Source organism: Rhodopseudomonas palustris BisB18, from assembly GCF_000013745.1.
GTDB lineage: Bacteria > Pseudomonadota > Alphaproteobacteria > Rhizobiales > Xanthobacteraceae > Rhodopseudomonas_A > Rhodopseudomonas_A palustris_F.
This window is the reverse complement of the sequence record NC_007925.1, coordinates 5,015,068-5,041,370: the sequence shown is the minus strand read 5'-3', so window position 1 is coordinate 5,041,370 and position 26,303 is coordinate 5,015,068. Positions and strand designations below refer to the sequence as shown.

General features: G+C 63.2%; 13 protein-coding genes and 1 pseudogene. 13 read left to right on the top strand and 1 reads right to left on the bottom strand.

Annotation, left to right across the window (positions count from 1 at the left end; genetic code table 11):
- Positions 1 to 176 precede the first annotated feature (176 nt).
- The 9 genes and pseudogenes from RPC_RS26950 to RPC_RS22595 all read left to right on the top strand — a co-directional run bounded on the left by RPC_RS26950 (position 177) and on the right by RPC_RS22595 (position 17,219).
- The gene (locus RPC_RS26950; protein WP_041802212.1) at positions 177 to 362 is read left to right on the top strand and encodes a hypothetical protein; all 186 of its coding nucleotides are present in this window, start codon (positions 177 to 179) and stop codon (positions 360 to 362) included.
- A 101-nt stretch (positions 363 to 463) separates the two neighbouring features.
- Positions 464 to 697: pseudogene (locus tag RPC_RS22630) on the top strand (ATP-binding protein); the annotation flags it as partial.
- Between the two features lie 241 nt (positions 698 to 938).
- Entirely contained in the window at positions 939 to 2,603 is a 1,665-nt protein-coding gene (locus RPC_RS22625) for a methyl-accepting chemotaxis protein (RefSeq protein ID WP_011474916.1), read from the top strand.
- A 1,156-nt stretch (positions 2,604 to 3,759) separates the two neighbouring features.
- Complete coding sequence (locus tag RPC_RS22620) at positions 3,760 to 7,923, top strand: beta strand repeat-containing protein (RefSeq protein ID WP_157043276.1); 4,164 nt, start codon at positions 3,760 to 3,762, stop codon at positions 7,921 to 7,923.
- A gap of 20 nt (positions 7,924 to 7,943) precedes the next feature.
- Positions 7,944 to 9,632, top strand: coding sequence for an ATP-binding cassette domain-containing protein (locus RPC_RS22615; RefSeq protein WP_011474914.1), 1,689 nt, complete (start codon positions 7,944 to 7,946; stop codon positions 9,630 to 9,632).
- Positions 9,629 to 11,866, top strand: a complete 2,238-nt coding sequence (locus RPC_RS22610) for an ATP-binding cassette domain-containing protein (RefSeq protein WP_011474913.1) — start codon at positions 9,629 to 9,631, stop codon at positions 11,864 to 11,866. The genes RPC_RS22615 and RPC_RS22610 overlap by 4 nt, the downstream gene beginning before the upstream one ends.
- Positions 11,863 to 13,212, top strand: a complete 1,350-nt coding sequence (locus RPC_RS22605; RefSeq protein ID WP_011474912.1) for an HlyD family type I secretion periplasmic adaptor subunit — start codon at positions 11,863 to 11,865, stop codon at positions 13,210 to 13,212. The genes RPC_RS22610 and RPC_RS22605 overlap by 4 nt, the downstream gene beginning before the upstream one ends.
- Positions 13,213 to 13,215: 3 nt before the next feature.
- Positions 13,216 to 14,148, top strand: coding sequence for a response regulator (locus RPC_RS22600; protein ID WP_011474911.1), 933 nt, complete (start codon positions 13,216 to 13,218; stop codon positions 14,146 to 14,148).
- Positions 14,149 to 14,150: 2 nt separating this feature from the next.
- Positions 14,151 to 17,219, top strand: a complete 3,069-nt coding sequence (locus tag RPC_RS22595; protein WP_011474910.1) for a hybrid sensor histidine kinase/response regulator — start codon at positions 14,151 to 14,153, stop codon at positions 17,217 to 17,219.
- Here the strand turns inward: RPC_RS22595 and RPC_RS22590 are convergent.
- Positions 17,191 to 18,708, bottom strand: coding sequence for an efflux transporter outer membrane subunit (locus RPC_RS22590; protein WP_011474909.1), 1,518 nt, complete (start codon positions 18,706 to 18,708; stop codon positions 17,191 to 17,193). The two genes, RPC_RS22595 and RPC_RS22590, sit on opposite strands and share 29 nt — an antisense overlap.
- Positions 18,709 to 19,665: 957 nt before the next feature.
- Here RPC_RS22590 and tnpA point away from each other — a divergent pair.
- The 4 genes from tnpA (at position 19,666) to RPC_RS22575 (ending at position 26,295) form a co-directional block, all read left to right on the top strand.
- Positions 19,666 to 20,088, top strand: a complete 423-nt coding sequence (tnpA, locus tag RPC_RS22585) for an IS200/IS605 family transposase (RefSeq protein WP_011474908.1) — start codon at positions 19,666 to 19,668, stop codon at positions 20,086 to 20,088.
- A 354-nt stretch (positions 20,089 to 20,442) separates the two neighbouring features.
- A complete protein-coding gene (locus tag RPC_RS26395) occupies positions 20,443 to 20,670 on the top strand; it encodes a DUF6538 domain-containing protein (protein WP_157043275.1) in 228 nt (75 codons plus the stop codon).
- Between the two features lie 875 nt (positions 20,671 to 21,545).
- Positions 21,546 to 25,343, top strand: a complete 3,798-nt coding sequence (locus RPC_RS22580) for a proton-conducting transporter membrane subunit (RefSeq protein WP_011474907.1) — start codon at positions 21,546 to 21,548, stop codon at positions 25,341 to 25,343.
- Positions 25,336 to 26,295 (top strand): respiratory chain complex I subunit 1 family protein, encoded by a 960-nt coding sequence (locus RPC_RS22575; RefSeq protein WP_011474906.1) that lies wholly within the window; start codon positions 25,336 to 25,338, stop codon positions 26,293 to 26,295. Before RPC_RS22580 ends, RPC_RS22575 begins: the two co-directional genes overlap by 8 nt.
- The last annotated feature ends 8 nt before the right edge of the window (positions 26,296 to 26,303 follow it).

Genomic DNA, 26,303 nt, shown 5'->3' with positions numbered 1-26,303 from the left:
GAATTAACTGAGAAAGATCGCATTTGGCAGGGGGGCCGATCGGCGCCGATCGGGACCCCTGCTCAAACGAATTGTCACTCAGAAATCAACTACTTAGTCGGACCTACGAGAGGGGCACACTTCGGTGCTGATTTGCATTCGGTTGCGGCGAGGATGTTGAGGATGACGTCGGCGGAATGAACGCCGTGTTCAATGGCCTCGGCGCAGCCGGCTTCAACCGCCGGCAGCCCGTCGATCAGCACCGCATTGAGGATGTCGACCATCTGCCGATTGCCGTGAACGCGGTCGGACGCCCGGTCGAGGCGCATGCCTATTCTGACCGCATCGTCATCCGCCAGGGCGGCCTTGGCGCGCCAGCGTGACCCCACGCCGCCAGCCAACATCCTCACGCCGGCCGCGCTGATACTGCGCCACGCGCCGATTGCCGATTGTGCCCGTTACGACAACTGCGGAGAACCGTCTGATGGAACGCACTCCACTGTTCGACCTGATGGGCGAGCTCAAACTTTACGGCATGAAGGTCGCCGGAGCCTGTGCTGGGGCGGGCGAAGCCCTGCCCGGGCACGAGATCATGACCACGGCGGTCAAGCGTCAGCATGGACCTCAACGTATCGTCGGTGATTTGCTCAGCGCCGAGATCAACGAGAAGCACGCCCGCTCGATCAAATACCAACTCACCATCGCCAAATTACCGCTCGACTGTCGCGGACGATGCTATGTAAGAGCGTAGCTATTATTGTCCGCGGCAGTAAGGTGCCAACAATTGTTCAGAGCCGCTCTCGATCGGACTTGCCGATTTTCATCGTAGCAACACCTGGGTAAATTACTAGTTGCGCGCTGTGCCATGCCGGCGTTTACGCTTGATCAACGCGTCCATGGGAGTTCTTTGACCGGGTCGGATGTCACACTTCGGCTTCCGCAAACTCATGGGGTGCGCAGTGTTCGGGTTTAACAGCAAGAGAGTGAAGCACGCGCTGGCGGAGGTCGAGGCACTCGACCGCTTGCAGGCTGTCATCGAATTCGACCTCGATGGTACCATCCTGAACGCCAACGAGAACCTCCTGAAGATGAGCGGCTACACGCTCGCGGAGATCAAGGGCAAGCATCACAGCATCTTCGTCAGCCCGGCCGAGCGCGAGAGCGCCCGCTATCGCGACTTTTGGAAGAGCCTGAACCGCGGCGAATTCCAGACCACCCAATACAAGCGCTTCGGCAAAGACGGCAAGGAAGTCTGGGTCCACGCCTCCTATGCGCCGCTGCGCGACGAGACCGGCAAGGTCGTCAGCTTCATCAAGTTCGCGACCGACATCACGGCGTACAAGCTTAGGACCATGGAGGACGCCGGCAAGATTGCCGCGATCAACCGTGCCCAGGCTGTGATCGAGTTCGAGATGGACGGCACCGTCATCACCGCCAACGAGAATTTCCTGGGCGTGATGGGCTATTCGCTCGCCGAGATTCAAGGCAAGCACCACAGCATGTTCGTGACGGTCGAGGATCGCGCGAGCGCCGGCTATGCCGAATTCTGGGCGCGGCTCAACCGCGGTGAGTTCATGGCCGCCGAATACAAACGGATCGCAAAGGGCGGCGGCGAAATCTGGATTCTCGCGACCTACAACCCGATCCTCGACGAGACCGGCAAGCCGCTAAAGGTGGTGAAGTTCGCAACGGACGTCACCGCGCAGAAGATGAAGGCGGCGGACAGCGACGGCCAGCTCGCCGCGATCCAGAAGTCGCAGGCCGTGATCGAGTTCAACATGGACGGCACGATCCGTACAGCGAACCAGAACTTTTTGAATGCGATGGGTTATTCGCTCGCGGAGATCAAGGGCCAACACCACAGCATGTTCGTCGAGCTACGCGATAAGAACTCGGCCGCCTACCGCCAATTCTGGGAAGCGCTCAATCGCGGCGAATACCAGGCCGCCGAATACAAACGGATCGCCAAGGGCGGCCGGGAGATATGGATCCAGGCCTCCTACAATCCGATCTTGGATCTCAACGGAAAGCCCTACAAGGTGGTGAAGTACGCCACCGACATCACCGCGCAAGCGATCGGCCGCAAGAAGGCGGACAATGCGCGTGGGCTCATCGAGGCGGTTGCGGCCGGCAGCGAGCAGATGAGCGCATCGATTCGCGAGATCTCCGAAACCATGGCGAAGTCGCGCGAGACCTCGAAGGGCGCGACCGCCCGGGTCGACGCTGCCGACGGCCAAGCGCAAAGGCTGAACGCGGCCGCGCAGGCGATGAGCGGCATCGTCGAGATGATCGCCGGCATTACCAGCCAGATCAATTTGCTCGCGCTCAACGCCACGATCGAATCCGCGCGCGCGGGCGAATCCGGTCGCGGCTTTGCGGTGGTCGCCTCCGAGGTGAAAAACCTCGCCGGTCAGGCCAAGCAGGCGACCGACACGATTACGGCGGAAATCGAAGCGCTGAACGCCGTCTCCAGCGGAGTCGCGAGCTCGCTGACCGCGATCAAGGCCGCGATCGCCGATGTCAACGAATTCATCGCCTCCACCGCCGCAGCGGTCGAGGAACAGAGCGCAGTGACGGCGGACATGTCGGCCAACATGCAGCGCGCATCGGCGGAACTGGCTTAGGTCCTTCGCCGCTCTTTGCGCGGGAGCTTCCTGTCGGCAGCCAATATTGGGCAGTACCCGGCACGAAATGTTCTGGGCTGCGCGGCCATGCGCGGGCCGCAACTGCGGCTGCGCTCTTGTCCGCGCATCTTTGTTCCGAGGCATTCGGTCGCAGGCCGTCGGAAGGGCAGCAACATCCAGGGCAATAGCTTCGCCAGGGTGATCGAGCGGCAACAAATTGGTCGCCGGACAAACTAATCAAAATGCCCGCATCAGGCGTCCAAAACTTCTCGAAAAGTAGTTGTTCTAAAGATGCGCTCAATTGCTGCGCGGCTTGGTCTGCGAGGTCAGTAACGTCTGCTCTGCGAGCCAAGTAACTGGTGAATCTACGAGGTCAAAAGTAGCGAGCGATCAAGGGTTAATTAGCGAATGGTCGATTAACGTCGTCGCAATGATGAGACGTTCGTTCGTTTTGGAGGTTCGCCATTTTTAGAAAAGAGAACGTCACGACCGCGCCGACGGTGTGTCGCCGAACTGCACCGCAGCGCAAAAGAGGCGGATTTCTACTAAATCGGCGCCGCGTCGCGAGACATGGCGAAACTTAATCACAGAAGAAACGTAAGCCAACAGGAAGATAGAATTAGGCCTCTGAGCAGGTTCACAGGAGCGTTTCGAGATGGCTGCTGAAAATCAAACGACGACGTCTATGTTGGACTCGAAATTGTACGAGGCGTTCGATCAGTTCTCCGGTCTCGGTCCGGCGGATGCCGTATCCAAGACGACAATGCCGCAGGTCAATTCGGTTCAGGATACGACGCCCAATGGATCGCGTATCTTGACCGGAGACAATCTCATCGGCGCAACGGGCTCGCTTGCTAACAGCGTTCAGACACAAACGAATCTGTTTTCTTCCTCGGTTGATCCAGGCGTCGTCGCCGGTGACAGTGAATCCAGCCTGAGCACGGGCTCGCTGGGGCGCACGGCGCAGGTGCCGGTGAATCCGGAGGCCGCCGACGCCAACCTGACAGCGGCGTCCACTGCCGCGCAAGGGGCGGGTGTGGCGACAGGCGGTGTGGGTGGCGCTGCGACAGCGCCCCAGGTGGTGGCGCCACAAGCGGCCGCGGCACCGCAAGGCGCAGCGGCGCCGGCCGCCGCTCCGACAGATGCCGGCGCGGCCGTGCCGACCAACAGCGGCGGCGTGACCACCGGCGGTGGCATTATCACAACGCCGGCACCCATCGTGAACCCCGCCACCACTGCCCCGGTGACACCTGGCGGCACGCCGGACACGCCGGACACGTCGGGAGCGACGGGCTCTGTCGTCCCGACCGGCACAACGACCGATCCGGGGTCCCCGGGGGCCGGAGGGCAAACCAATTCCACTGGCGGTTCGACCACCCCGCCGGCCGGGCCGGCGACGCCGGACACCGATCTCAACGTCGCGCTCGGTGCGGCCAACGTGCCGCTGCTGAACACGGTCGGCTCGACTGCCGCCGTCTCGCTCGATCCGGTGGAGACGCTGCTCGGGCGCGATATCGACATCGATCTCGGCGCTGCGATCGATCTGGCCCCGGTGACCGCGACCGTGGCCAATATCGGCAACGGTCTCGGCGATGTTGTCGGCAACCTCGACAACCTCGGCAATCTCGTCGGAAGTAATCTCCCGACAACGCCGCCGGCCGGGCCGGCGACGCCGGACACCGACCTCAACGTTGCGCTGGCTGCGACCAATGTGCCGCTGCTGAACACGCTCGGCGCCGCCGTTGCGGTGCCGCTCGATCCGGTGGAGTCGTTGCTCGGCCGCGACATCGACATTGATCTCGGTGCCGCGATCGATCTGGCGCCGGTGACCGCGGCCGTGGCGAGTCTCGGCGATGTTGTCGGCAGCTTGGGCAACCTCGTCGGCGGCAATCTCCCGACCCCGCCGCCGGCCGGGCCGTCGACGCCGGACACCGACCTCAATGTTGCGCTGGCTGCGACCAACGTGCCGCTGCTGAACACGCTCGGCGCCGCCGTTGCGGTGCCGCTCGATCCGGTGGAGTCGTTCCTCGGCCGCGACATCGACATTGATCTCGGTGCCGCGATCGATCTGGCGCCGGTGAATGCGACCGTGGCGAATGTCGGCGATGTTGTCGGCAGCTTGGGCAACCTCCTCGGCGGCGGCAATCTCGCGAACACCCCGCCGGCCGGGCCGTCGCCGTCGGACACCGACCTCAACCTCTCGCTCGGCGCGACCAACGTGCCGCTGCTGAACACGCTCGGCGCCGCCGTTGCGGTGCCGCTCGATCCGGTGGAGTCTTTGCTCGGCCGCGACATCAACATTGATCTCGGTGCCGCGATCGATCTGGCGCCGGTGACTGCGACCGTGGCGAATGTCGGCGATGTTGTCGGCAGCTTGGGCAACCTCCTCGTCGGCGGCAATCTCGCGAACACCCCGCCGGCCGGGCCGTCGCCGTCGGACACCGACCTCAACCTCTCGCTCGGCGCGACCAACGTGCCGCTGCTGAACACGCTCGGCGCCGCCGTTGCGGTGCCGCTCGATCCGGTGGAGTCGTTGCTCGGCCGCGACATCGACATTGATCTCGGTGCCGCGATCGATCTGGCGCCGGTGACCGCGGCCGTGGCGAGTCTCGGCGATGTTGTCGGCAACCTCCTCGGCGGCGGCAATCTCCCGACCACCGCGCCGGCCGGTCCGTCGACGCCGGACACCGACCTCAATGTTGCGCTGGGTGCGACCAACGTGCCGCTGCTGAATACGCTCGGCACCGCCGTTGCGGTGCCGCTCGATCCGGTGGAGTCGTTGCTCGGCCGCGACATCGACATTGATCTCGCTGCCGCGATCGATCTGGCGCCGGTGAATGCGACCGTGGCGAATGTCGGCGATGTTGTCGGCAGCTTGGGCAACCTCCTCGGCGGCGGCAATCTCGCGAACACCCCGCCGGCCGGGCCGTCGCCGTCGGACACCGACCTCAACCTCTCGCTCGGCGCGACCAACGTGCCGCTGCTGAACACGCTCGGCGCCGCCGTTGCGGTGCCGCTCGATCCGGTGGAGTCTTTGCTCGGCCGCGACATCGACATTGATCTCGGTGCCGCGATCGATCTGGCGCCGGTGACTGCGACCGTGGCGAATGTCGGCGATGTTGTCGGCAGCTTGGGCAACCTCCTCGGCGGCGGCAATCTCGCGAACACCCCGCCGGCCGGGCCGTCGCCGTCGGACACCGACCTCAACCTCTCGCTCGGCGCGACCAACGTGCCGCTGCTGAATACGCTCGGCGCCGCCGTTGCGGTGCCGCTCGATCCGGTGGAGTCGTTGCTCGGCCGCGACATCGACATTGATATCGCTGCCGCGATCGATCTGGCGCCGGTGAATGCGACCGTGGCGAATATCGGCGATGGTCTCGGCGATGTTGTAGGCCGCCTCGTCGGCGGCAATCTCGCGAACACCCCGCCGGCCGGGCCGTCGCCGTCGGACACCGACCTCAACCTCTCGCTCGGCGCGACCAACGTGCCGCTGCTGAACACGCTCGGCTCGACTGCCGCGGTCTCGCTCGATCCGGTGGAAACGCTGCTCGGGCGCGACATCGACATCGATCTCGGCGCTGCACTCAACTTGGCGCCGGTGACCGGGACCGTGGCCAATATCGGCAACGGCCTCGGCGATGTTGTCGGCAATCTCGGCAACCTCGACAACCTTGTCGGCGGCAATCTGCCGGCCGGTCCTTCGGCCCCGGACACCGACCTCAACGTTGCGCTCGGTGCGACCAACGTGCCGCTGCTGAATACGCTCGGCGCCGCCGTTGCGGTGCCGCTCGATCCGGTGGAGACTCTGCTCGGGCGCGATATCGACATCGATGTCGGCGCTGCGAGCGATCTGGCGCCGGTGACGGCCGCCGTGGCGAGTGTTGGCGATGGTCTCGGCGGTCTGGTCGACAACCTGGGCAGCCTCGGTGGCAGCACCCCGCCGGCCGGTCCGTCATCGCCGGACACCGACCTCAACGTTGCGCTCGGTGCGACCAACGTGCCGCTGCTGAACACGGTGGGCTCGACTGCTGCGGTGTCGCTCGATCCGGTGGAGACGCTGCTCGGGCGCGATATCGACATCGATGTCGGCGCTGCGATCGATCTGGCCCCGGTGACCGCGACCGTGGCCAATATCGGCAACGGTCTCGGCGATGTTGTCGGCAACCTCCTCGGCGGCGGCAATCTCCCGACCACCGCGCCGGCCGGTCCGTCGACGCCGGACACCGACCTCAATGTTGCGCTGGGTGCGACCAACGTGCCGCTGCTGAATACGCTCGGCGCCGCCGTTGCGGTGCCGCTCGATCCGGTGGAGTCGTTGCTCGGCCGCGACATCAACATTGATCTCGGTGCCGCGATCGATCTGGCGCCGGTGAATGCGACCGTGGCGAATGTCGGCGATGTTGTCGGCAGCTTGGGCAACCTCGTCGGCGGCAATCTCGCGAACACCCCGCCGGCCGGGCCATCGCCGTCGGACACCGACCTCAACCTCTCGCTCGGCGCGACCAACGTGCCGTTGCTGAACACGCTCGGCGCCGCCGTCGCGGTGCCGCTCGATCCGGTGGAGTCGCTGCTCGGCCGCGACATCGACATCGATGTCGGCCTTCTTGCCAATCTCGATGTGCTGTCTTCTGGCCTCATTCCCTCTTCAGCCGCGGCGATCTCCGCGGCCGACTTGGATTCTTCCGCGACCATGGCCGCCACCAGCGTCCCAGTCGCAGCCCCGCTGCTCGCCACGGCTGCCGCACCGATTGCAAGCATCGTCGATATCGCAAGCGGACTGACGTCGGCCACACCGTCGTCGGCCGGCATCGGTGCGGTGACGCCTGCAGCCACATCGACGATCGCCTCGTCGGTCCTAACCAGCATCGCGCCGATGTCACCGTTCGCGGCAACGTCCTCCGCGACGACCGCAACGACTGACGTGCTCGCGAAGGTCGTCTCCGGAGCGATCGAGACCATGAGTGCGATCGACAGTCACGTGGCGAGCACGACAAGCGTCTTGTCGTCGTCGCTGTCGAGCACGCTCTCGACCCTGAACGGAGGCAATTTCTCCATTTCGGGGTTGTCCCTCGTGGCGCCGTCGATCTCGACGCCGTCGGCGATTGCAACGACGGACACGCATTCCGTTCTGGGAAGCAGCTCGGTGATTGCGGCCAGTACCAGCCTGCTGACGAGCAGCCACAGCCCCACCACGTCGACGCCAAGCGTGTCGGTGGCGCCGGTCATCTCGATGCCCACCGCTCCGACGCCGACAGGATCGACGTCGCTGCTCGCTGCACTGACCGCGAAGACGGTGAGCAGTTTCGGTTTTCACTTCTGATGGGATGAAGCCCGAGTGACATGATCAGCGCCCACACCAAGGAAAGGAGAGTCATCGGAATTTATTCGACGCTCATCGCAACGACGTTGGCGCTGAACGTCCTCGGACTATGCGTGCCGTTGACGGCGCAGATCATCTTCAACCGGATCTTGCCGGCGCCGAACACGACCACCCTGCCGGTGATCGTGTTCGTGGCGCTCGCGGTCACGTTGCTCGAGGCCTCGCTACGATTTGCCCGCAATATCCTGTCTATCGAAGAGACGCTCAAGTATAATCAAACGCTTATCACGCCGGTGTTCGAACAGCTCGTCCGTGGCGGAGCCGCCGGATCAGCCAAGGCCGGGGCGGCGCAGGCGATCGTCTATTTCGGTCGGGTCGGCCAGGTCGCCGAGGATCTCGGCGGCAAGACCGTCATCGCGCTTGCTGAACTTTCGTTCGTTCCCGTGGTCCTTGGGCTCATCTTCTTTATATCGCCGCTCTCCGGGGTGGCGGTCACGGTGAGCGTCGCCATTGGACTTGCCATGACCATGGCAGACGGATGGAAGATGAACCGGCTGGCGCGGATCGTTTCGCGAAAGACCGAGCGCCGTTACAGTTTTCTTCTCAGCGTGCTGGGTGCGATCCACTCCATCAAGGCGCTCGGCGTCGAGGGACGGGTGGCGCGCCAATACGAGGTGTTCCAGGCCGACCTCGCGCGATGCAACTACAGAATGGCGATAGCCATGGGACGCCTGATGAACGAGGTGGCGGTCTCCAATCAATGGCTCACCATCGTCGCCCTGCTGTGCGGCGCCTATGGCGTCGCTGCCGGGTCGATGTCGATTGGCGCGGTTGCGGCGGTGATTTTGCTGTCGGGCCGCCTGATGGCGCCCCTGCAGCGGGCAGTCTTCTTGTACATTCAAGCCAAGGATCTATGCGAGAGCCGCGACGTCGTCGCCGAACTGCTGGGCAGGGAGGCGGGACGATCTGTCGCCGAGGGGCCGGAGCTGTCTCGCGACGGCAAACTGGACGCGGTGGGACTGTCGTTCCAGATCGAGAGCCGGCTGTCGACCGAGCGCTACACGGGTCTGGACCTGCAGTTGCGGAAAGGCGATTTCGTCGCCATTGCCGGCTCTTCGGAAAAGGCGTTGACCCACCTGATGCGCATCCTCGCCGGCGTCGAGAAACCCGCCTCGGGTCATGTGGCGTTGGAGGGAATACCGGCTGAACAAATCTCCTGCCGCGCTCTCAATGCGGGCGTCGCATTGGTGACGTCGACCGCGATCATGTTCAAGGGCACGATCCGGGACAACATCACGCGCTTCGGCGAGGTCACGATCGATCAGGCGCTTGCCGTCGCTGCGATGCTTGGCGTCGAAGCCCAGATCAATCAACTCCCTCAAGGGGTCGAGACCGCGGTCTCCGGCGACGTCGTGGAATCCATCTCGGCTTCGCTCTGCCAGCAGATCGCCATCGTCCGAGCTCTGGCTCATCGCCCGCGGGTCATTCTTCTCGACAACGCCGACCGCGGGCTCGACCAGCTTGCTTACGCAAATCTCCATCGATTTCTTGCGCAGGTGCGGGGCAGGGCCACGGTGGTCATCGTGTCCGAAGATCGCAATCTCACCGGCGGCGCCTCGCGTCACTACGTGCTGCGGCCGGACGGTCTGCAATTGGATCGGTCACAGGCCTCCGAAGAGCTCACGACCTACCGCGGACTGAAGCTATGACAGCGCGGGATTTGCTGAAGCGCCTGGAAACGTTTGCGGCCTCGGATGACCCGAAGAAGGGGGGCGTCGAGCCAGCGACGCCGGCCCCCTCAAGCATCCGCGAGAAGTGCGCAGTCAGCGTTGCCGCCGCGGCGATCATTGCGCGCAACGGCGTCGACATCCAGACGGCCGAAGTCTTTGCTTCGCTGGTCATATTCAGCGGCCAGGAGTTTCCGCTCAAGAACGTCCTCGGGGCATTGCCGCGCAATTTGCCGTCGGAAGCCCAAACGGTCGTCACCATCGGGATGGCAAATCTCGGATTTTTCGTGGTCGATCGGCTGGCGTCGCGGGATGCCATCGAAAACGGCGGGCCGGCTGTTCTCGTCAACGACCGTGGCGGGAAGTATGTCGTCGTGACCGATAGTCGGACCGGACAGCTGTTCCAACTGACGGCGAATGCCGAGCCGGTTCCATACGACCTGAAACGGCTCTCGTCATATGCGCGGGTCGCGACGTTCGAATATCGCAGCGCGATTGATCCGTTGTCGGCAACGCGACGCGGGCATACCGGGCTGCGCTGGATCGCCGCGCTGTCGAGCCGTTTTCAAGGCGTTTGGCTGACGCTTGCCGGCATCAGCTTTCTGCTCGCCGTGCTCGGCGTGCTCTCCGCCGCGGCCATATCGACGATTTTCTCGGAGGTGATCACGCGGGCCGCGCTCGGCACCTTGCCGCTGCTCGCGGTCGGTCTGATCCTGATCGTCGTCGCCGACGCCAAGCTCTCCGACCTGCGGTCGAACATCTTGTCGTGGGTCGCCAACCGGCTGGAGTTCATCGTCAACGCCGCCTCATTCGAACACATCCTGAGGCTTCCGCCGTCTCTGTCGGAGCGGGCGTCGCCAGCGGCGCAGGCGGCGCGCATGCGCTCATTCGAGGGGATTCGGGATTTTCTCGTCAGTCCCGCCTGTCCGGCGGCGATGGATATCGTGCTGGCGCCGTTCTACGCTGTGATCGTCGCCTTGATCGACTGGCGCAGCGCGCTGGTCCTGGTTGGCGCGATGTTGGTGTTCGCACTGGTGTTCCTGATCGGCCTGCGCGCCGCGAGGATCTACATCTCGGTGGTGGCGGACGCGGCAACCGAAGCGCAGCGCATCGCCATCGAAACCTTCGACCGATTGCAGACGATTAGCGACGTCGGGCTCCAGCATGTCTGGGCGACGCGGCTCAGCGCCAGCCTGGTGCGCGATCAGGCCGCGCAGGCCCAATTGCAGAAGCTCGGCGCAGCCATCGAAGCCGTCTCATCGAGCGTGTTTTCCGGGTCGATCATCATTCTGATGGTGATGCGAGGGCTCGCCGTTCAGTCGAGCATTACCGGTGGGGTCGAGGTTCTGGCGATGACGATCCTCGGCCTGCGGTGTCTGCTGCCCTTCCACACGTTCTGTCTCTCGATCCTGCGCATCGAGCAGATCCGCAAGAGCGTGGCTCAGGTCAACGAGCTCAAGGAAATGCCGACCGAACTCGAGAGGCTGAAGGGCCGCGAGCGGATGGAGGATCTTGCGGGCGCGCTCAGTCTCGTCAACGTCGGATTTCGCTCGGCGGATACCAGGCCGGTGTTCGTCGCCCTCGATCTCGATGTGCGACCGGGCGAGGTCATCGCCTTGTATGGGCCGGCAGGAACCGGCAAATCGATCATCCTCAAGATGATTCTCGGGATGATGGAGATCGGCCTCGGGGTGATCCGGCTCGATGGGGTCGATATCAGGCAGTTCTCGGTCGAGGAGCTGCGCAGGCGCGTGTCCTATGTGCCGCAGCAGCCGGCGCTGCTCCCTGGCACGCTTCGCGAGAACCTGTTGCTGGCCAATCCGCTGGCTTCCGACGCGAGCCTGCAGGAGATACTGAAGGTCGTAGGCCTCGATGAAGATGTCAGGCAACTGCCGAACGGATTGGACTATCACATCGCGGCCGACGAGGCTCGCGGCTTCAATGACGAATTTCGTCTGCGCGTCGCGTTCGCGCGGGCGTTCCTCACCAACAGCAAGCTCATTCTGATCGACGAGCTTCCCAACAGCCTGATGGAGGGCTCACTCGGCGAGCTGTTGCGGCGCATCATCTCCGACTTCCGCGGCGAGCGGACGATCGTCTTCGTGTCGCACCGGGCGGACTTCCTGAGCCAGGCGGATCGGATGGTTGAACTTTCCTATGGCGGCGTTCCCCGGATCGTGGCGGTCAGTCGAGCGAAAAGCGAGAAGCGCGCATGAAATTCGCGGCAGGCATTCAGAGTTTCAGGCTCGCCTTCGAACGCGACAAGCGTCTGATGGATGCAATCACCCTGCCGCCGATGGGCAGGGAGAGCGCGGCGTTTCGATTTGCCCGAAGCTTCGGCCTGATTGCATCGGCAGGGACTGCGGCTGCGATCATCTGGGCCAGCTTCGCCGAACTGAACGAAGTCACGCAAGCCGTCGGAAGCTTCACGCCGGTCGGATCGGAACAGGTGGTTCAGCATCTCGAGGGCGGCTTGGTCGAGCGCATCGCGGTTCGCGAGGGGGCGACGGTTCAGAAAGGGGATACGCTCATCGTGCTTCGCGACGCCGGAACGGCGGAGGACGACGTCGCGCTGGAACGGCAAAGGGTCGATCTGTTGGCGCAGATCGAGACCCAAGTGGCTCTGTTCGAGGGACGCGAGCCGGCTTTCACGAGTTCAAACGGCCGCTATGCGGTCGAGGAAATCGCCAACACCAATGCCTTCGCTGCCGCCAAGACCCTTGAGAAGAACGAGTATTCCCGCCTTTCGAGCCAGATCGCGCAGGCCAGATACAATCGCGAGGCCACTGCCATCCAGTTGAAGGGAGCGCTCGACGAGGTCGAGAACGCCGAGCGCGTGTCGAAGCGCTTCGCGGATTTGATGCGGATCGGCGTGGCGACGGGGCTGCAAGCCGAGGAGCGCCGTCAGGCGGTGGTCCGCGCGCGGTCGGCGGCGGACGCTGCGGCGTCGCGCGAGCAGGGAGCGATCGAACGCCTGGGCGAGGTCGAAAAGCAACTGGTGAGCTACGGAGCGGAATTGCGCTCGAATCGGGCCCAGAAGGTTCGCGATCTCGAGGCCAGTCTCAATGTCGTCGATGCCAACATCGCGAAGAAGAACCAACGCAAGCAGCGCCTCACCATCACCGCGCCCGTCGCCGCGCTGGTGAAATCGATCGAGGTCAATTCCATCGGTCAGGTGGTCGGGTCCGGCCAGGCGCTGGCGACGCTGGTCCCTCTCAATACGCCGCTGGTCGCCGAAACCAGCGTTCGCTCGTCAGAGATCGGTTATCTCCGCGTGGGACAATCGGCGCAGATCCGCGTCGGCGCTTACAATTTCACACGCTTTGGAAGCCTCGAAGGCGTCGTCGAGTCCATTTCGCCCTCGTCCTTCCAGATTGGCGGCCAGTATTATTATCGCGTCAAGATCAAGCCGGTCGACATCCGAATGCCCAAGGCTCCTGGAGCGGTGATCCAGCCGGGCATGGAGGTGACCTGCGAGATCATCACCGGGCGCAAGACGGTCATGGAATATATTCTTACCCCCTTGCAAAGGACGTTGGGCTCTGCCTTCAACGAACGGTGATCAATGCCACATCCTGCCGTTCAAACCGGCTCAGCGCCGACACGGCTGCTGATCGTCGACGACGACCGGTTCTCGCTTGCGATTTTCGAAAAGATGGCGTCGTCGCTGGGGTTCATTACCGAGACCTCGAGCGACGGCGCCGAAGCCTTCGCCATGCTCCGCGAAAATCCCGGCCGCGCCGACGTCGTCATCACAGACCGGATGATGCCGGTGATGGACGGCTTCGCGCTGACCCGGCGATTGAAGCGCGAGCCGTCGACCCGCGGCATCCCGGTTATCCTGCTTACCGGCTCCAACGTCGCGGAAGACATCGCCGCCGGTCTCGACGCCGGAGCATTCTACTATCTGACCAAGCCGCCCTCGGTCGACCTCGTGCGTTCGGTGGTGGACTCCGCGCGCAAGGAAGTCGACCGTCAGCGCAACGTAGCCTCCAAGCTCTCGGTCCATCAGTCCGCGTTTGTCAACGTGACGGTGTTGCGCACGTTGCTCAAGCGGCCGGACGAGGTCGAAGGCGTCTGCAGCCTGCTCGCCAGCCTGCACGCCGAACCCGAGACGATCATCCAGGGCATTTACGAGCTGGTTCAGAATGCCGTCGAGCACGGCGTTCTGGGCTTCGGCCTCGAACAGAAGGCCGCCTTGCTCGCGGCCGGCCGCTGGCAGGAGCAACTCTCCAGTCGCTGTGCCGATGCGGCCTACAAGGGCGAGGTGGAGGCGACGATGGTTCGCCGCGAGGGGCATCTGGTGCTCTCGGTCAAGGACACCGGGGCCGGCTTCGACTGGCGTCCGTTCCTCGCTGCCGATCCGTCGCGCGCCGGCGCGCTCAATGGGCGCGGCATCTCGCGCGCCAACAGCTATGCATTCAGCAAGCTCGCCTACAATGAGGCGGGAAACGAGGTTGTCGGCGTCATTCAAACGACGCGAACGGTCGGGTGGTAATGATGTTGATCGTTCACAAAGACAAGACCATCCGCGTCCCGCTGGCATGGATCATCGGCGCGATTTTCGCGTTGACGAGCGGCCTGATCTATTTCTACGCCGCAAGCTCGATCGAACTCAATCACCAGAACTTCAAGCTGGAATCCGATGGCATCGCACGCCTCGCTTCCGCGGAGGGCGATGTGGCGCTCGTCCGCATCAAGGACCTCATCGGCCTGGTGGCGAGCGGCGGGGAGGCGCTGATCGATGGCAAATTGAGGAGGGCCGCCAAGAAATCGGCGAACATAAGGGAAATTGGCTACGTCCGCCTCGGCGGCGATTTCAGCCAGAAATATTTCCTGACGGATCGGACCGCGCTTTCGATCGACAGACAAGAGATGGCCTCGCTCAACCTCGAGCTCAAGCGCAATTTAGCGCTGACCCGCGGCGTCGTGACGTCCGCTTATCCGCGCACATTCGCAGCGATATCAAAGGATCTCGTCGTCTTCGTTCAGGGCGTTCCCGACGATACTGGGCCGGACCAGGACTTCATCGCCTACGTGATTCTGGATTTGAAAACGGCCGTCTCACAGGCCGCCTCGAACTTTGCAACCAGCACCCTCGTCACCGCAATTCGGGTCTATATCGACGGCAAGGTATCGGAGCTGTCGGTCGATGCCGTCGTACAAAAGGCGGGACTGATCGTCGAGCCTCATACGTCGAGCCGAACGGTGACGCTCAGCAGCGATGTCGAGCTCGAAATCGAATTCGCCGAACAATTTCCGGCGACGCGAAGCCTCATCATCTTCGCGTTGGGCTTGATCGGGATCTTCGTGATTTCCTGCACTCTGTTTACGATGTTTGCGCGGTCCGCGCGAGCGCAGAACAGGATTCTGAAACACGCCGTCAGGCGTGCCGAGGCCGCCAATGAGGCGAAGAGCGAATTTCTCGCCAACATGAGCCATGAGATCCGGACACCCTTGAACGGCGTTCTCGGAATGGCCGACGTGCTGATGCGGACCGATCTGACGCCGGTTCAGCGCAACTACGCCCAGTTGATCGTGACATCCGGGTCGTTGCTGATGACGATCCTGAACGACGTCTTGGACATGGCAAAGCTCGACAGCGGGCAATTGGCGATCAAGCCCTGCAAGGTGGAATTGCAGTTGCAGCTCAAGGAGGCGGCCAGCTTCTATTTCGCCCAGGCACGTGAGAAAGACCTGGAGCTGGTTCTGGATGTAGCGCCGGATGTGCCGCGCCATGTGCAGCTCGATCCGATGCGGTTAAGGCAGATCCTGGGCAACCTGATCGGCAACGCCCTCAAATTCACGTCGAAGGGTGGCGTCGCCGTCATCGTGTCGTACCAACACCAGGACGAGAAGTCGGGACGGCTTCACATCTCGGTCGTGGACACCGGCATCGGACTGACCGAGGAACAGCAGGGAAAGTTGTTCGGTCGATTCGTTCAGGCGGAGGACGACGGACAGAGGCATCGCGAAGGGACCGGCCTCGGGCTGGCGATTTGCAAGAAGCTCTGCAACGCGATGGGGGGCGAGATCGGGGTCACGAGTGAGAAGGGCGTCGGCTCGACATTCTCGTTCTGGATTCCGGTCATCGAGGAGCGAGCCGACAGCGAGGACGATGCGCGGGGCCAGTGCATCGGCGTGGTGACGGGATCGGAGGCGCAGTTCAAGGCCATCGTCCATGCGCTTTCGGATGCTGGAGTCCATTGCCGGAAATTCGAATACGGTCCGGATTGCTTGCCGCGCATCCTGGCCGCGATGAAGGCTGCGCCGATGCGCGCGCTGATCTTCGACGAGGACCGGAATATTCAGCGCGCAAGCGACCAGTGGCAGGCCCTGCAAGCGGAGATCGGTCCGGGCCTCCCGGCGTTGATTCTGGGCGAGTCGCAATTCAGTCCGCATTACGAGAAGTTCAGTGGCTTCCTGGTGAAGCCGTTCATCGCGGTGGATCTGATTGACGAACTCCGGTCGATCAGTGCGGAGGCGGCGGCACCGCCGCTGCCGTCGGGCGGCGTCTTGCGCGGGGCGTCCGCCGAGGCGATGGAGCTGCCGAAATTTTCCGGCTCTTCCGTTCTTCTGGTCGATGACAACCAGATCAATCTGATCATCCTCGAAGAGATCATGAAAGAGTTCGGCTTCGCGGTCGAGGCGACGACGGAAGGGGCAAGCTCGATCCGGATGGCTGAGGCGGGGTCGTTCGATCTCATGCTGATCGATTGCCAAATGCCGGTCATGAATGGGTTCGTTGTCACCGGCAAAATGCGCGAGCTGATGGCGGCGGGCGAGATCAAGAGTTGCCCGATCGTGGCGGTGACGGCGAACGCGCTCAAAGGCGACCGTGAGGCCTGCATCGAGGCCGGCATGGATGATGTCGTGTTCAAGCCGATCTCGATCCGAATTATCGCCGATGCGCTGGATCAACTCGTCAAGTCCGGGCTGCTCAAGGCGCCGTCGGCTCTCGGTTCGGAGCGGGCGACGGCGGCGAGCCGCGCGACCGCCGCGGTGCCGCGACCTGCGGTGCTCGATCTGGCGCAACACGACGCGCCGGCGGCTCCGGCGCCGGTGGTTGCGGCGCCGCTGGTTCCGCCGCCGCCCGTCGTCGCGGCGCAGCCCGTTGCTCCCGCGCCGAACGTCCCTGCTGCGGCAACGGCCAAGCCGAATCCGCCGGCTCCCGAAACCCCGGCAGGCAAGGTGCCGCTGATGGATCTGGCCGTGTTGAAGCAGACCCGCGACCTCGTTCGAAACTTGGATACCCTGCTATCGCTCTACCGCGCCGACACCCGAAACTATCTGAACGTGCTGCGCGAGCAGATCGACGAGGATGAGCTCGACGAGGCCGTGCTGCCAGCCCACACCATCAAGAGCTCCAGCAAGATACTGGGTGCCTCCGGCATGGCGGCGCTCGCTGGCTTGATGGAGACGCGGCTCAGAACCGGTGAAGGCTGTTCTCCCGCGGAATTGCGAAAGCTGCTGCAGAGGATGGAGGACATTTTCGCGCACACGCTCCGACAGCTGGATGCGCTCGAAGCTCAGGGGCTGCTCAAGCAGCCGGTCGCGGCGGCTTCTTGACGGTCGTCGGTTGCGGAGCCGGCGAGCCGTCGCGCTGCGCGACGTTCGCAGCGGGAGCAGCGGGCGTCGTCGCAGCGACAACCGGCACCGGAGCCGATACCGGCGCGTCGGCGCCTGCTCCGATCGCAATTTGCAGCGATATCTGAAACCGGGCGAGCTGGCGCTGGCTCTGCGCCAGTGCCAGGCGGGACCGATTGAGCGAGCGCTGGGCGTCGATCACGCCGAGTAGGATTCCAGTGCCGCCGGTCATTGCGGCGCGGGTCAGGCTGAGGCTCTTTTCGTTGGCGGCGACGCTGTCGCGCAATGACGCGAGTTCACGCTGGCCGCGCTTGATCGAGGTGAGCAGGTTCTCGACTTCCTCGACCGCCACCAGCACGTTCTGCCTCCAGTCCAGATAGCGCAGGTGGCAGTCGGCTTGGGCGAGCCGGATCGTCGCCTGACGCCGCTCGCCGTCGAACACCGGGGCGAGGATGGAAGAGGCGAACGCCCAGGTGCCGCCACCGAGCATCCCGTAGATCGTCGGCGACAGCGCCGCATTGATCGTCCCGTTCAACGTCACGCTGGGCAGCAGATCCGCCCGCGCCACACCGATGCGCTCTGCGGCCGCGTAGAGCAGTTGTTCTTTGACGCGGATATCGGGCCGGTTGCGGATGAGATCCGCGGGAATTCCAGCTCCAACATCGGCGGAGAGAAGCGGCTCAAGACTCCGGCTTCCCTGTAGCGTCAGGCTGCCCGCAGCGACGCCGATCAACGTCGCGATGTGATTGGCTGCGATGGTCCTGTCGCGCTGTAGTGCGGGCAGCGAGGCACGCAACGTCGCGAGATCGGCTTGGGCCTGGGCGATGTCGAGTTCGCTGGACGTCCCCAATTCCTTCATGTTGCGAACCAGCGTTACGGTGTCCTCGGCGTTCTTGATCGATCCCTCGGTTACCGCGATCGTCCGCGCGAAGTAGTTCATGTCGATATAGGTTGCGATCAGATCGGCCAGATAGGCCAACCGGACATTGGCGAAGTCGTAACCCGCGGCCCGCAGCTCGGCTTCCGAAGCCGACTTCTGCTTGGCGATCTTGCCGTTGAAGTCGAGCAGCCAGGAGACGTTCAGGCCGGCGGAATGAGTTGATGTGGTCCCGGTCACGCCGGCAGGTATGGTACCGAACGATTGCGTTGTCGCTCCGACGCCGACCTGAGGGAAAGCGTCGGCGCCGGCGATCGTCACGCGTTGACTTGCCACGTTGATGCGGTCGACGGCTCTTGCGATATCAAGGTTGTTGGCGAGGCCGCGCTCGATCAGTTGGCTCAGTTCGTGGTTTCCGACCCGCCGCCACCACGTCTGGTACGGGTTCGGCACAGGATTGACCGACCCGGTGGTGAAGCGATCAGGCAGTCGGAACTCCGGAGGATGACGTCCGTCGCTGGTCTTGCACGCCGCGAGTGCGCAGACGGTTAGCAGCGACAGATGACGAAATCTCCTGATGTTGAGACGCGACATGTGATACCTTGAAGCATTGTTACTCTCCCTAAGAGATGCTGGCTTATAGTTAAAATTGCGTTTTGAATGCGTGACTCGGCTGCAGTCGATAGGAAGTGCTTTGCGCGAAAACGCTCTGTAATGCGGATTATTCGCGGGAATCTTCGCGCCACAATTTGCGGCATCCGTAGTCTTACGAGTTCGACTCGATGGCATTTGTCGCCGTCTTCGCCGCATGAACGGCTCCCAGTGAAATCGTATTAGTACGGATCAGGCGACGGTCGCCAATTTCGACCTCCCGGCACGCATCAGCAGCAAGGACCAAAGGGGGCGCCTGATTGGAATGGTGGCGGTCTCCATGCGGGGGGGCATGGCAAGGGAAATGCCGCAGCAAAAATACTGCCTGTTGCGGGGTTGTCGCGTGCGACGAAAATGATGCCGCATCCGTCGCTGATGCTGCCGCGGGAAAGACTTTTTCGCCTCTCCCAATTATAATACGTAGTTGGTCCGCGGAGCTCGCATGTGTGGATCAGCACCGAATTAACTGAGAAAGATCGCATTTGGCAAGGGTCCCGATCGGCGCCGATCGGGGCCCCTGCTCAAACGAATTGTCAATGAGAAATGAGTCGCGCCGAGGTGCGAGCGCTTCAGCTTGATGGCTTGCGCCGCGTTCCTGCAGCCAGCGACAGCAGCCGCCGGCTTTGGTTGTTGTCCTTCTTGGGTGCATCTCTCAACAATCTCAGTATTGGTGCCAGTCGTCAGTCAACGATTGGGTCTCCTGCGATTTCGAGTTGGGGGCGTTTGGCGGTCAACGGAACGTTGTCGCTGCCGACGCAGGTATATGACGCGCTCGCTAGCATAACCAGGAGGCCCCCCCGGCTCTGCCGGGGAGGCAGCAAAAGTTTGACATTTACGGCGGTCGCCCATTGCCGAAACTTCTGATCGTGAGCCACCACGCACACGAGAGGAAGTTTGACGATGGACGAGTACGAGAGCCTAAGCCACAGCAAATGGGAGTGCAAATATCATGTTGTGTTCATTCCCAAATGCCGGAGAAAGACGCTTTATGGGGAGTTGCGACGTCACCTTGGGGAGTTGTTTCGCAAGCTGGCGCAGCAGAAGGAAAGCCGGATCCAAGAAGGTCACTTGATGCCGGACCATGTCCACATGATGATTTCGATTCCACCGAAATATGCGGTGTCGCAGGTGGTCGGGTTTATCAAGGGCAAGAGTGCCATCCACCTGGCCCGTGTCTATGGAGAGAAGAAGCGCAATTTTGTAGGGCAGCACTTCTGGGCGAGAGGGTACTTCGTCTCGACCATAGGTCGGGACGAAGCGGTGATCCGGGAGTACATCAGACAGGAGGACAGGCGCCTGGAGCAATTGAATTTGTGGCGTTGACTGCCACCTTCAGGTGGCCAAATGACCGCAGGGTCGCGTCAGCTTCCCTGGAAGCCGCTTCGAGCGGCCCAATCCCTAAAGCCCCCGGCTCTGCCGGGGGATATTTACCTTGTCGAGCTCTGGCTTTCTGGTGTTTCGTCCATTCGAGGATGGTGGCGCATGGTGTATGTGTAGGTGTATGTAGCCAAAATTCGTGCACTTTCGATAGCCGTAAAACGGACGTTTCTCTCATTTCTGGGCGGACACTCTCTCCGCCACTGAAGCAGTAAGGCTTTCATATCCTTACGCTTTTCCGAGCGCGAAGCTGGCCGTTTCCGACCCCTGGTACAGAATCTGGACCAGCGGAGCGCCATTTTGCAGCTTCTTCCTCGACTCGTCCGTCGTGACGCGATCTTCTATTTCCGGATGGCGGTGCCGCGCCAACTCGTACCGCGCGTGCGGCGGAGCGAGATCAAAGCGTCACTCCGGACCAGCGACCCTTTGACCGCCAAAGTGCGCAGCCGCCTCCTGTGCAATACCTTCGACGTGCTCTCAAAGACGCTGGGGGGCCATGCCGCAATTTACCACGGCGACGATCAATGAGCTCGCGCGGGGCTATTTAGGCAGACCTCATCTTCGAGATCGCAACCCGGATCGGCGGGCAGACGCATCGCCTGCTCCAGCGACTTGTTGAGACAGACCTAGAGCAGGCATGGAGCCTACCGGCCGTCCTCCCATCATCGGCGAGGCGCCCCACGTAGCTCCGCAGCAGCCCTCGCCAAAGGAGGTTGGCGAGCTCTATTGCGCATTCAAAGCCAAGAGCGATTGGGCAAACAAGACCGCGACTGACGTCAGGCACGTGCTGAGCTTGGCCGAGGAGGCCATAGGGGCCAGCAAACCAATGCGATCCCTTGATGTCGACGACGTCAAAGCTGTCCGCGATCTCATCTCGGAGCTCCCGCCAAACTATGCCAAGTGCAAGGAAAATAGCGGAATGACGGCAAAGGCCGCGGCTGCAAAACGCTCGAACGGCCCGACGCTCTCGATCAAGACGCAGGACAAATACTTCAAGCTGTTCAAATCATTCCTGCGCTGGGCAACGAACGAGAACTATCTCGACAAGCCGCCGGGGCCGAACATCAATGTCGCGGGTGCAGCCAAGCTGACACCGTTCGACAGACGCCTGCCCTATTCAGCAGATCAGCTGAAGGCCAGACGGTTCTCCGCAGGTTGTCCGAACGGGTGCAATCGGCAATCGGCGCGTGGCGCAATGGACTGCTCACGTGCCGAGCCGCCTGATTCTCGACCTGGCCCTTTCTCCCAGCCCGACGCCGATGTGCAAGCCACCGGCTCACTGCGCTGCTCGACCGCGCCTCCCGATAATTTCCGATTTGTCCGCTGTCTGACGGAATTGACCGCCCATTCGGCCTATTCACCGCCGATCCCTGCGCGGCAGGCAAGAAGGACGGATGCGGTCCATGGCTCATATTTCACTTCTCGGCTGGCTTGGACTGTTGCTGACTCTGGCTGGCGAGGTCACCGCGCTGATGCAGATCCGCGACCTCAAGCGGATGCTGATCGCCTCCTGCATCGCCGAACTCGGCTATGTTCTCATGGGGTTCGGGGTTGGAACCTTGACCGGCGACACCGGCGCGGTGATGCACCTCGGTTACCAGATGGTGATGCGCGCGCTGCTGCTGCTGGCGGCCTGGCATCTGATCCGGCGCACCGGATCGTCGAAGCTCGACGATCTGGTCGGCAGCGTCGAACGGTTCCCGTTCGTGTCGCTGATGTTCGGCTTCGGCATGTTCTCGGTGATGGGGCTGTCGCCGTTCAAGGGCGCGTTCTCCAAATTCATTATTCTCTATGCCGCGATCGAAAACGGCGACTGGCTGCTCGCGGTCGGCGGCACCATCGCCAGCATCATCGCCGCGGTTTACTTCATCCGCACCGTGCAGGTGGTGTGCTTCCAGCGCCAGAGCCACGGCATTCTGAAGGACAAGCCGATCTCGTTCTTCGCCATCACGCCGCGCGACGCGCCGATGGTGGTGCTGGCGCTCGCCACCATCGTGATGAGCCTGTATCCCGACCCGTTCCTGGCGATGGCGGCGACCGCGGCCGGCATGGCCGATCACTCCGCGCTGCCGGAATTCGAGACCGCTTGGAGCGCGCCGGTGCTGCTGCCTTACGTCGGCGGCTTCCTGCTGTTCGTGCTCGGCCGGTTCTCCCCCTCGCTGCGCAGCGTCGGCGCCGCGGTGATCGCGGCTGCGACCTTCGCGCTGGTGGCCTTCACCTTGAAGAGCGGCGACGTCGGCGATTATTTCGCGCTGATCTTCGCCGGCATCGGCCTCGCCGTCACGGTCTATTCGATCCGCTACATCGCGCATTCGCACGCCATCAACCGCTATTTCTTCTTCCTGTTCGTGATGATCGGCTCCCTGATCGGCGTCGCCACAGCGAACCATCTCGGTAATTTCTATCTGTTCTGGGAGCTGATGACCTGGAGCTCGTATCTCCTGGTGATCCACGAGCAGACCGACAAGGCGCTCAAGGCCGGGATGAAGTACTTCCTGATCTGCAGCTCCGGCGCTTACGTGATGCATCTCGGCATCCTGTTGCTGCACACCCAGCTAGGCACCTTCGAACTCAGCGAAATCGCCGAGCGCGCGCCGCAATTGTCGCCGGCGATGGGCTGGCTGATCGCCGCGACCTTCCTGGTCGGGCTGGGCGCCAAGGCCGGGCTGTTTCCGCTGCACAGCTGGCTGCCGGATGCCCATCCGGTGGCGCCGTCGTCGATCTCGGCGCCGATGTCCGGGATCCTGACCAAGGCCGGCATTCTCGGCATTGTGAAGCTGTTGTTCGCGGTATTCGGCGCGGCGAGCTTCGTCCACCTCGATGTGTTCGGCGGGCTGACCGCGCCCGGCGTGGTACTGATCGTGCTGGGCAGCGTCACCTTCCTGATCGGCGAGATCCAGGCCTATCGGCAGACCGACATCAAGCGGCTATTGGCCTATTCGACGTTGGCGCAGGTCGGCGAGATCACCATGGTGATCGGCGTCGGCACCTATCTGGCGCTGGCCGGCGCGCTGGTCCACGTCGCCAACCACGCCATCATGAAAACGCTGCTGTTCTTCTGCGCCGGCGCGCTGATCATGCGCGCCAAGGGCCAGACGCTCGACGCCTTGAAGGGCATCGGCCGCAAGATGCCGTTCACCGCGTTCTGCATGGGCATCGGCCTTTTGGCGATCATGAGCGTACCGCCGTTCGGCGGCTTCGTCGGCAAGTTCTTGATGATCTATGCCTGCGTCGAGGCCGGCCAAATCCCGGTGGCGATCGTGATGCTGCTCGGCGGCGTGATCGGCGCGATGTATTACGCCCGCATCCTGCGCGTGGTGTTCTTCGCGCCCTATAGCGGACCCGCAATCGCCGAGGCGCCGTTGTCGATGCGGATCGTGCTCGGCGCGCTCGCGGCACTCTGCGTGGTCAACGGGCTGTATCCGGACGCCGTGCTGCACTTCGCGCTGCCGGTGGTGGATCGTCTGGCTGCGCACAGCGAGCTGGCGCGTGCGGCATTGCCGCCGTTGACGATGCAATGGTCGCTCGCCGCCGCGATCGCCGCGCTCGGCGCCATCGCGGTCTATCTGCTCGGCCGCGGCCGTCCGCTGCGCGCCGGCGTGTTGTCGGTCGGCGTGATGGCGGCGGCGTTGGCCGGCGTGCTGCTGCAGGCGGCGAGCTACGATGCGCTGTCGTTCTGGTATGCCGCGGCGATCGTGGCGATGGCTGGCGTCAACCTGTGCTACTCGATCGGCTACATGGCGCATGGCCATGCGCAGAACCGGTTCTTCTTCTACTTCCTGGCGATGATCGCCGGATTGCTCGGCGTCGCCGCCAGCGGCAACCTGTTCTCGTTCTTCGCGTTCTGGGAGCTGATGAGCAGTTGGACGCTGTATCTGGTGATCAGCCACGACGAGACCGCCGAGGCGCTGCGCGAAGGCACCAAATATTTCATCTTCAATTTCGTCGGCGCCAGCGTGCTGTTTCTTGGCGTCACCATGCTGGCGGCGACGACCGGCACGTTCCAGATTGCCGAATTGGCCGCAGCCGTCGGCAAGCTGCAACCTGCCGCGCTGCTGGTTCCGATCAGCCTGATCTTTGCCGGCTTCCTGATGAAGGCCGCGCAATTGCCGCTGCGGATCGACTACCAGATGCACACCGTGCCGGCGCCGACCCCGGTCTCCGGTTATATTTCGGCGGTGCTGTTGAAGGTCGGCCCCTACGGTATTCTGAAATTCTTCGTGGTGCTCGGGGCAGGGACGACCTTCGCAAAGCTCGCCGCCATTTCGCCGTGGATGCCGAACCTGATGCAGGTGGTCGCGGTGGTCGCCGCGATCACGCTGCTCTATGCCGGCGCGATGGCGGTGGTGCAGACCGGGATCAAGCGGCTGTTGATCTACAGCACCGTCAGCCAGCTCGGTTACATCCTGCTGGGGATTTCGCTCGGCAGCTCGCTCGGCGTCGCCGGCGGATTGATGCACGCCGCCAACCACATGATGCTGAAGGACCTCTTGTTCCTGGTCGCCGGCTGCATCCTGGCGCAGGCCCATATCACCAGCCTCGACGAACTGGGCGGCTTGGGACGGAAAATGCCGATCACCTTCGGCATCTTCCTGTTCGCCGGGCTGTCGCTGGCCGGGATTCCGCCGCTCAACGGCTTCGGCTCGAAATGGCTGATCTATCAGGCGGCGTTCGACAGCGGGCACTATCTGCTGGCGCTGGCGGCGCTGATGTCGAGCCTGTTCACCTTGGCCGCGGTGCTGAAATTCGCCCACACCGCTTTCATGGGGCAGTTGTCGCCGGTCGCGGCCGGGATGAAGGAAGCCCCCGCGGTGATGCTGGCGCCGATGCTGCTGCTGGTCGCAGCGAGCGTCGCGGTCGGGGTGTTTCCAGGCCTGTTATTGGTGCCGATCGCGGGGATTCAGGCGAGCCTCGGGCTCGAGCCGATCGCGGCGAGCTGGCTTGGCGGGCTGCCGGGATCGAGCCCGTTCAATCCGCTGGTGCTCAGCCTTGCGCTTGTCGCCGTCGGCCTGATCGGCTGGCTGTACTACCGGGTCGCCGGCAGCACCAAGGTCGCGAGCTACGTCCACACCGGCGGCGTGATGAATATCCCGAACGCTCGGATGCACATGCCGGCGTCGGCACTCTACGAGACGCCGGAGCGCCTGATCCGGCTGGCGCTTCGGGCCGAACCCGCGATTGAAAGTCCCCGCCATGATTAAGGACACGCTCTGGACTCTGCTCGCCGTCGTGGTGTTTCCCGGCGGGTTGTTCGCGATGGCCTTGGGTCTGGCGCTGAAAGGCGTCGAGCGCCGCGCCATCGCCCGGTTGCAGCGCCGGGTCGGGCCGCCGCTGGTGCAGCCGTTCTACGATCTGGTCAAGCTGATGCGCAAACGCACCCTCATTCCGGACACTGCCAACCGCTTCGTATTCCTGACGGTGCCGCTGATCGGGCTCGCCGCGATGGGCGTCGCCGCGGCGATGATCCCGATCCCCGGCTTCTACCAGCCGAGCCCGCTGCTCGGCGACCTGATCGTACTGTTCTATCTGGTCTCGGTGCCGGCGGTGGCGCTGATGCTGGCCGGCTCGGCCTCGGGCTCGCCCTATGGCGCGATCGGCTTCTCCCGCGAGATGGCGATCGTGCTGGCCTATGAGGGGCCGATCCTGCTGTCGCTGGTCGCGGTGGCGCTGCACGCCGGCGCCGCGATGGGCCAGCCGATCGCGCTCAGCCTGTCCGACATCGTCAACTATCAGCAGAGCCACGGCGCGTTCCTGTTCGATCCGTGGCTGCTGCCGGCATTCCTGACCTATCTGAGCTTCATCCCGGCCAATCTCGGCATCGCGCCTTTCGACATTCCGGAGGCCGAGGCCGAGGTGCTGGAAGGTCCGCTGGTGGAATATTCCGGGCCGCCGCTCGGGCTGTTGAAGCTGACCTCGGCGATCAAGAGCGTGGTGGTGATCGGGCTCGGCGTTGCGCTGTTCTTCCCCAACGGCCCGGATGGTATCGCCGGCCTCGTGGTGTTCGCGCTGAAATGCGTGGTGATGGTGCTGGCCGGGGCGCTGCTGAAGGCCGCGGTCGGCCGGATGCGGATCGATCAGGCGGTGCTGTTCTATCTGAAGTGGCCGGAGCTGCTCGGCATCACCGGGTTGGTCCTCGTCGCGGCGCGGCTTTAGGGAGCGAT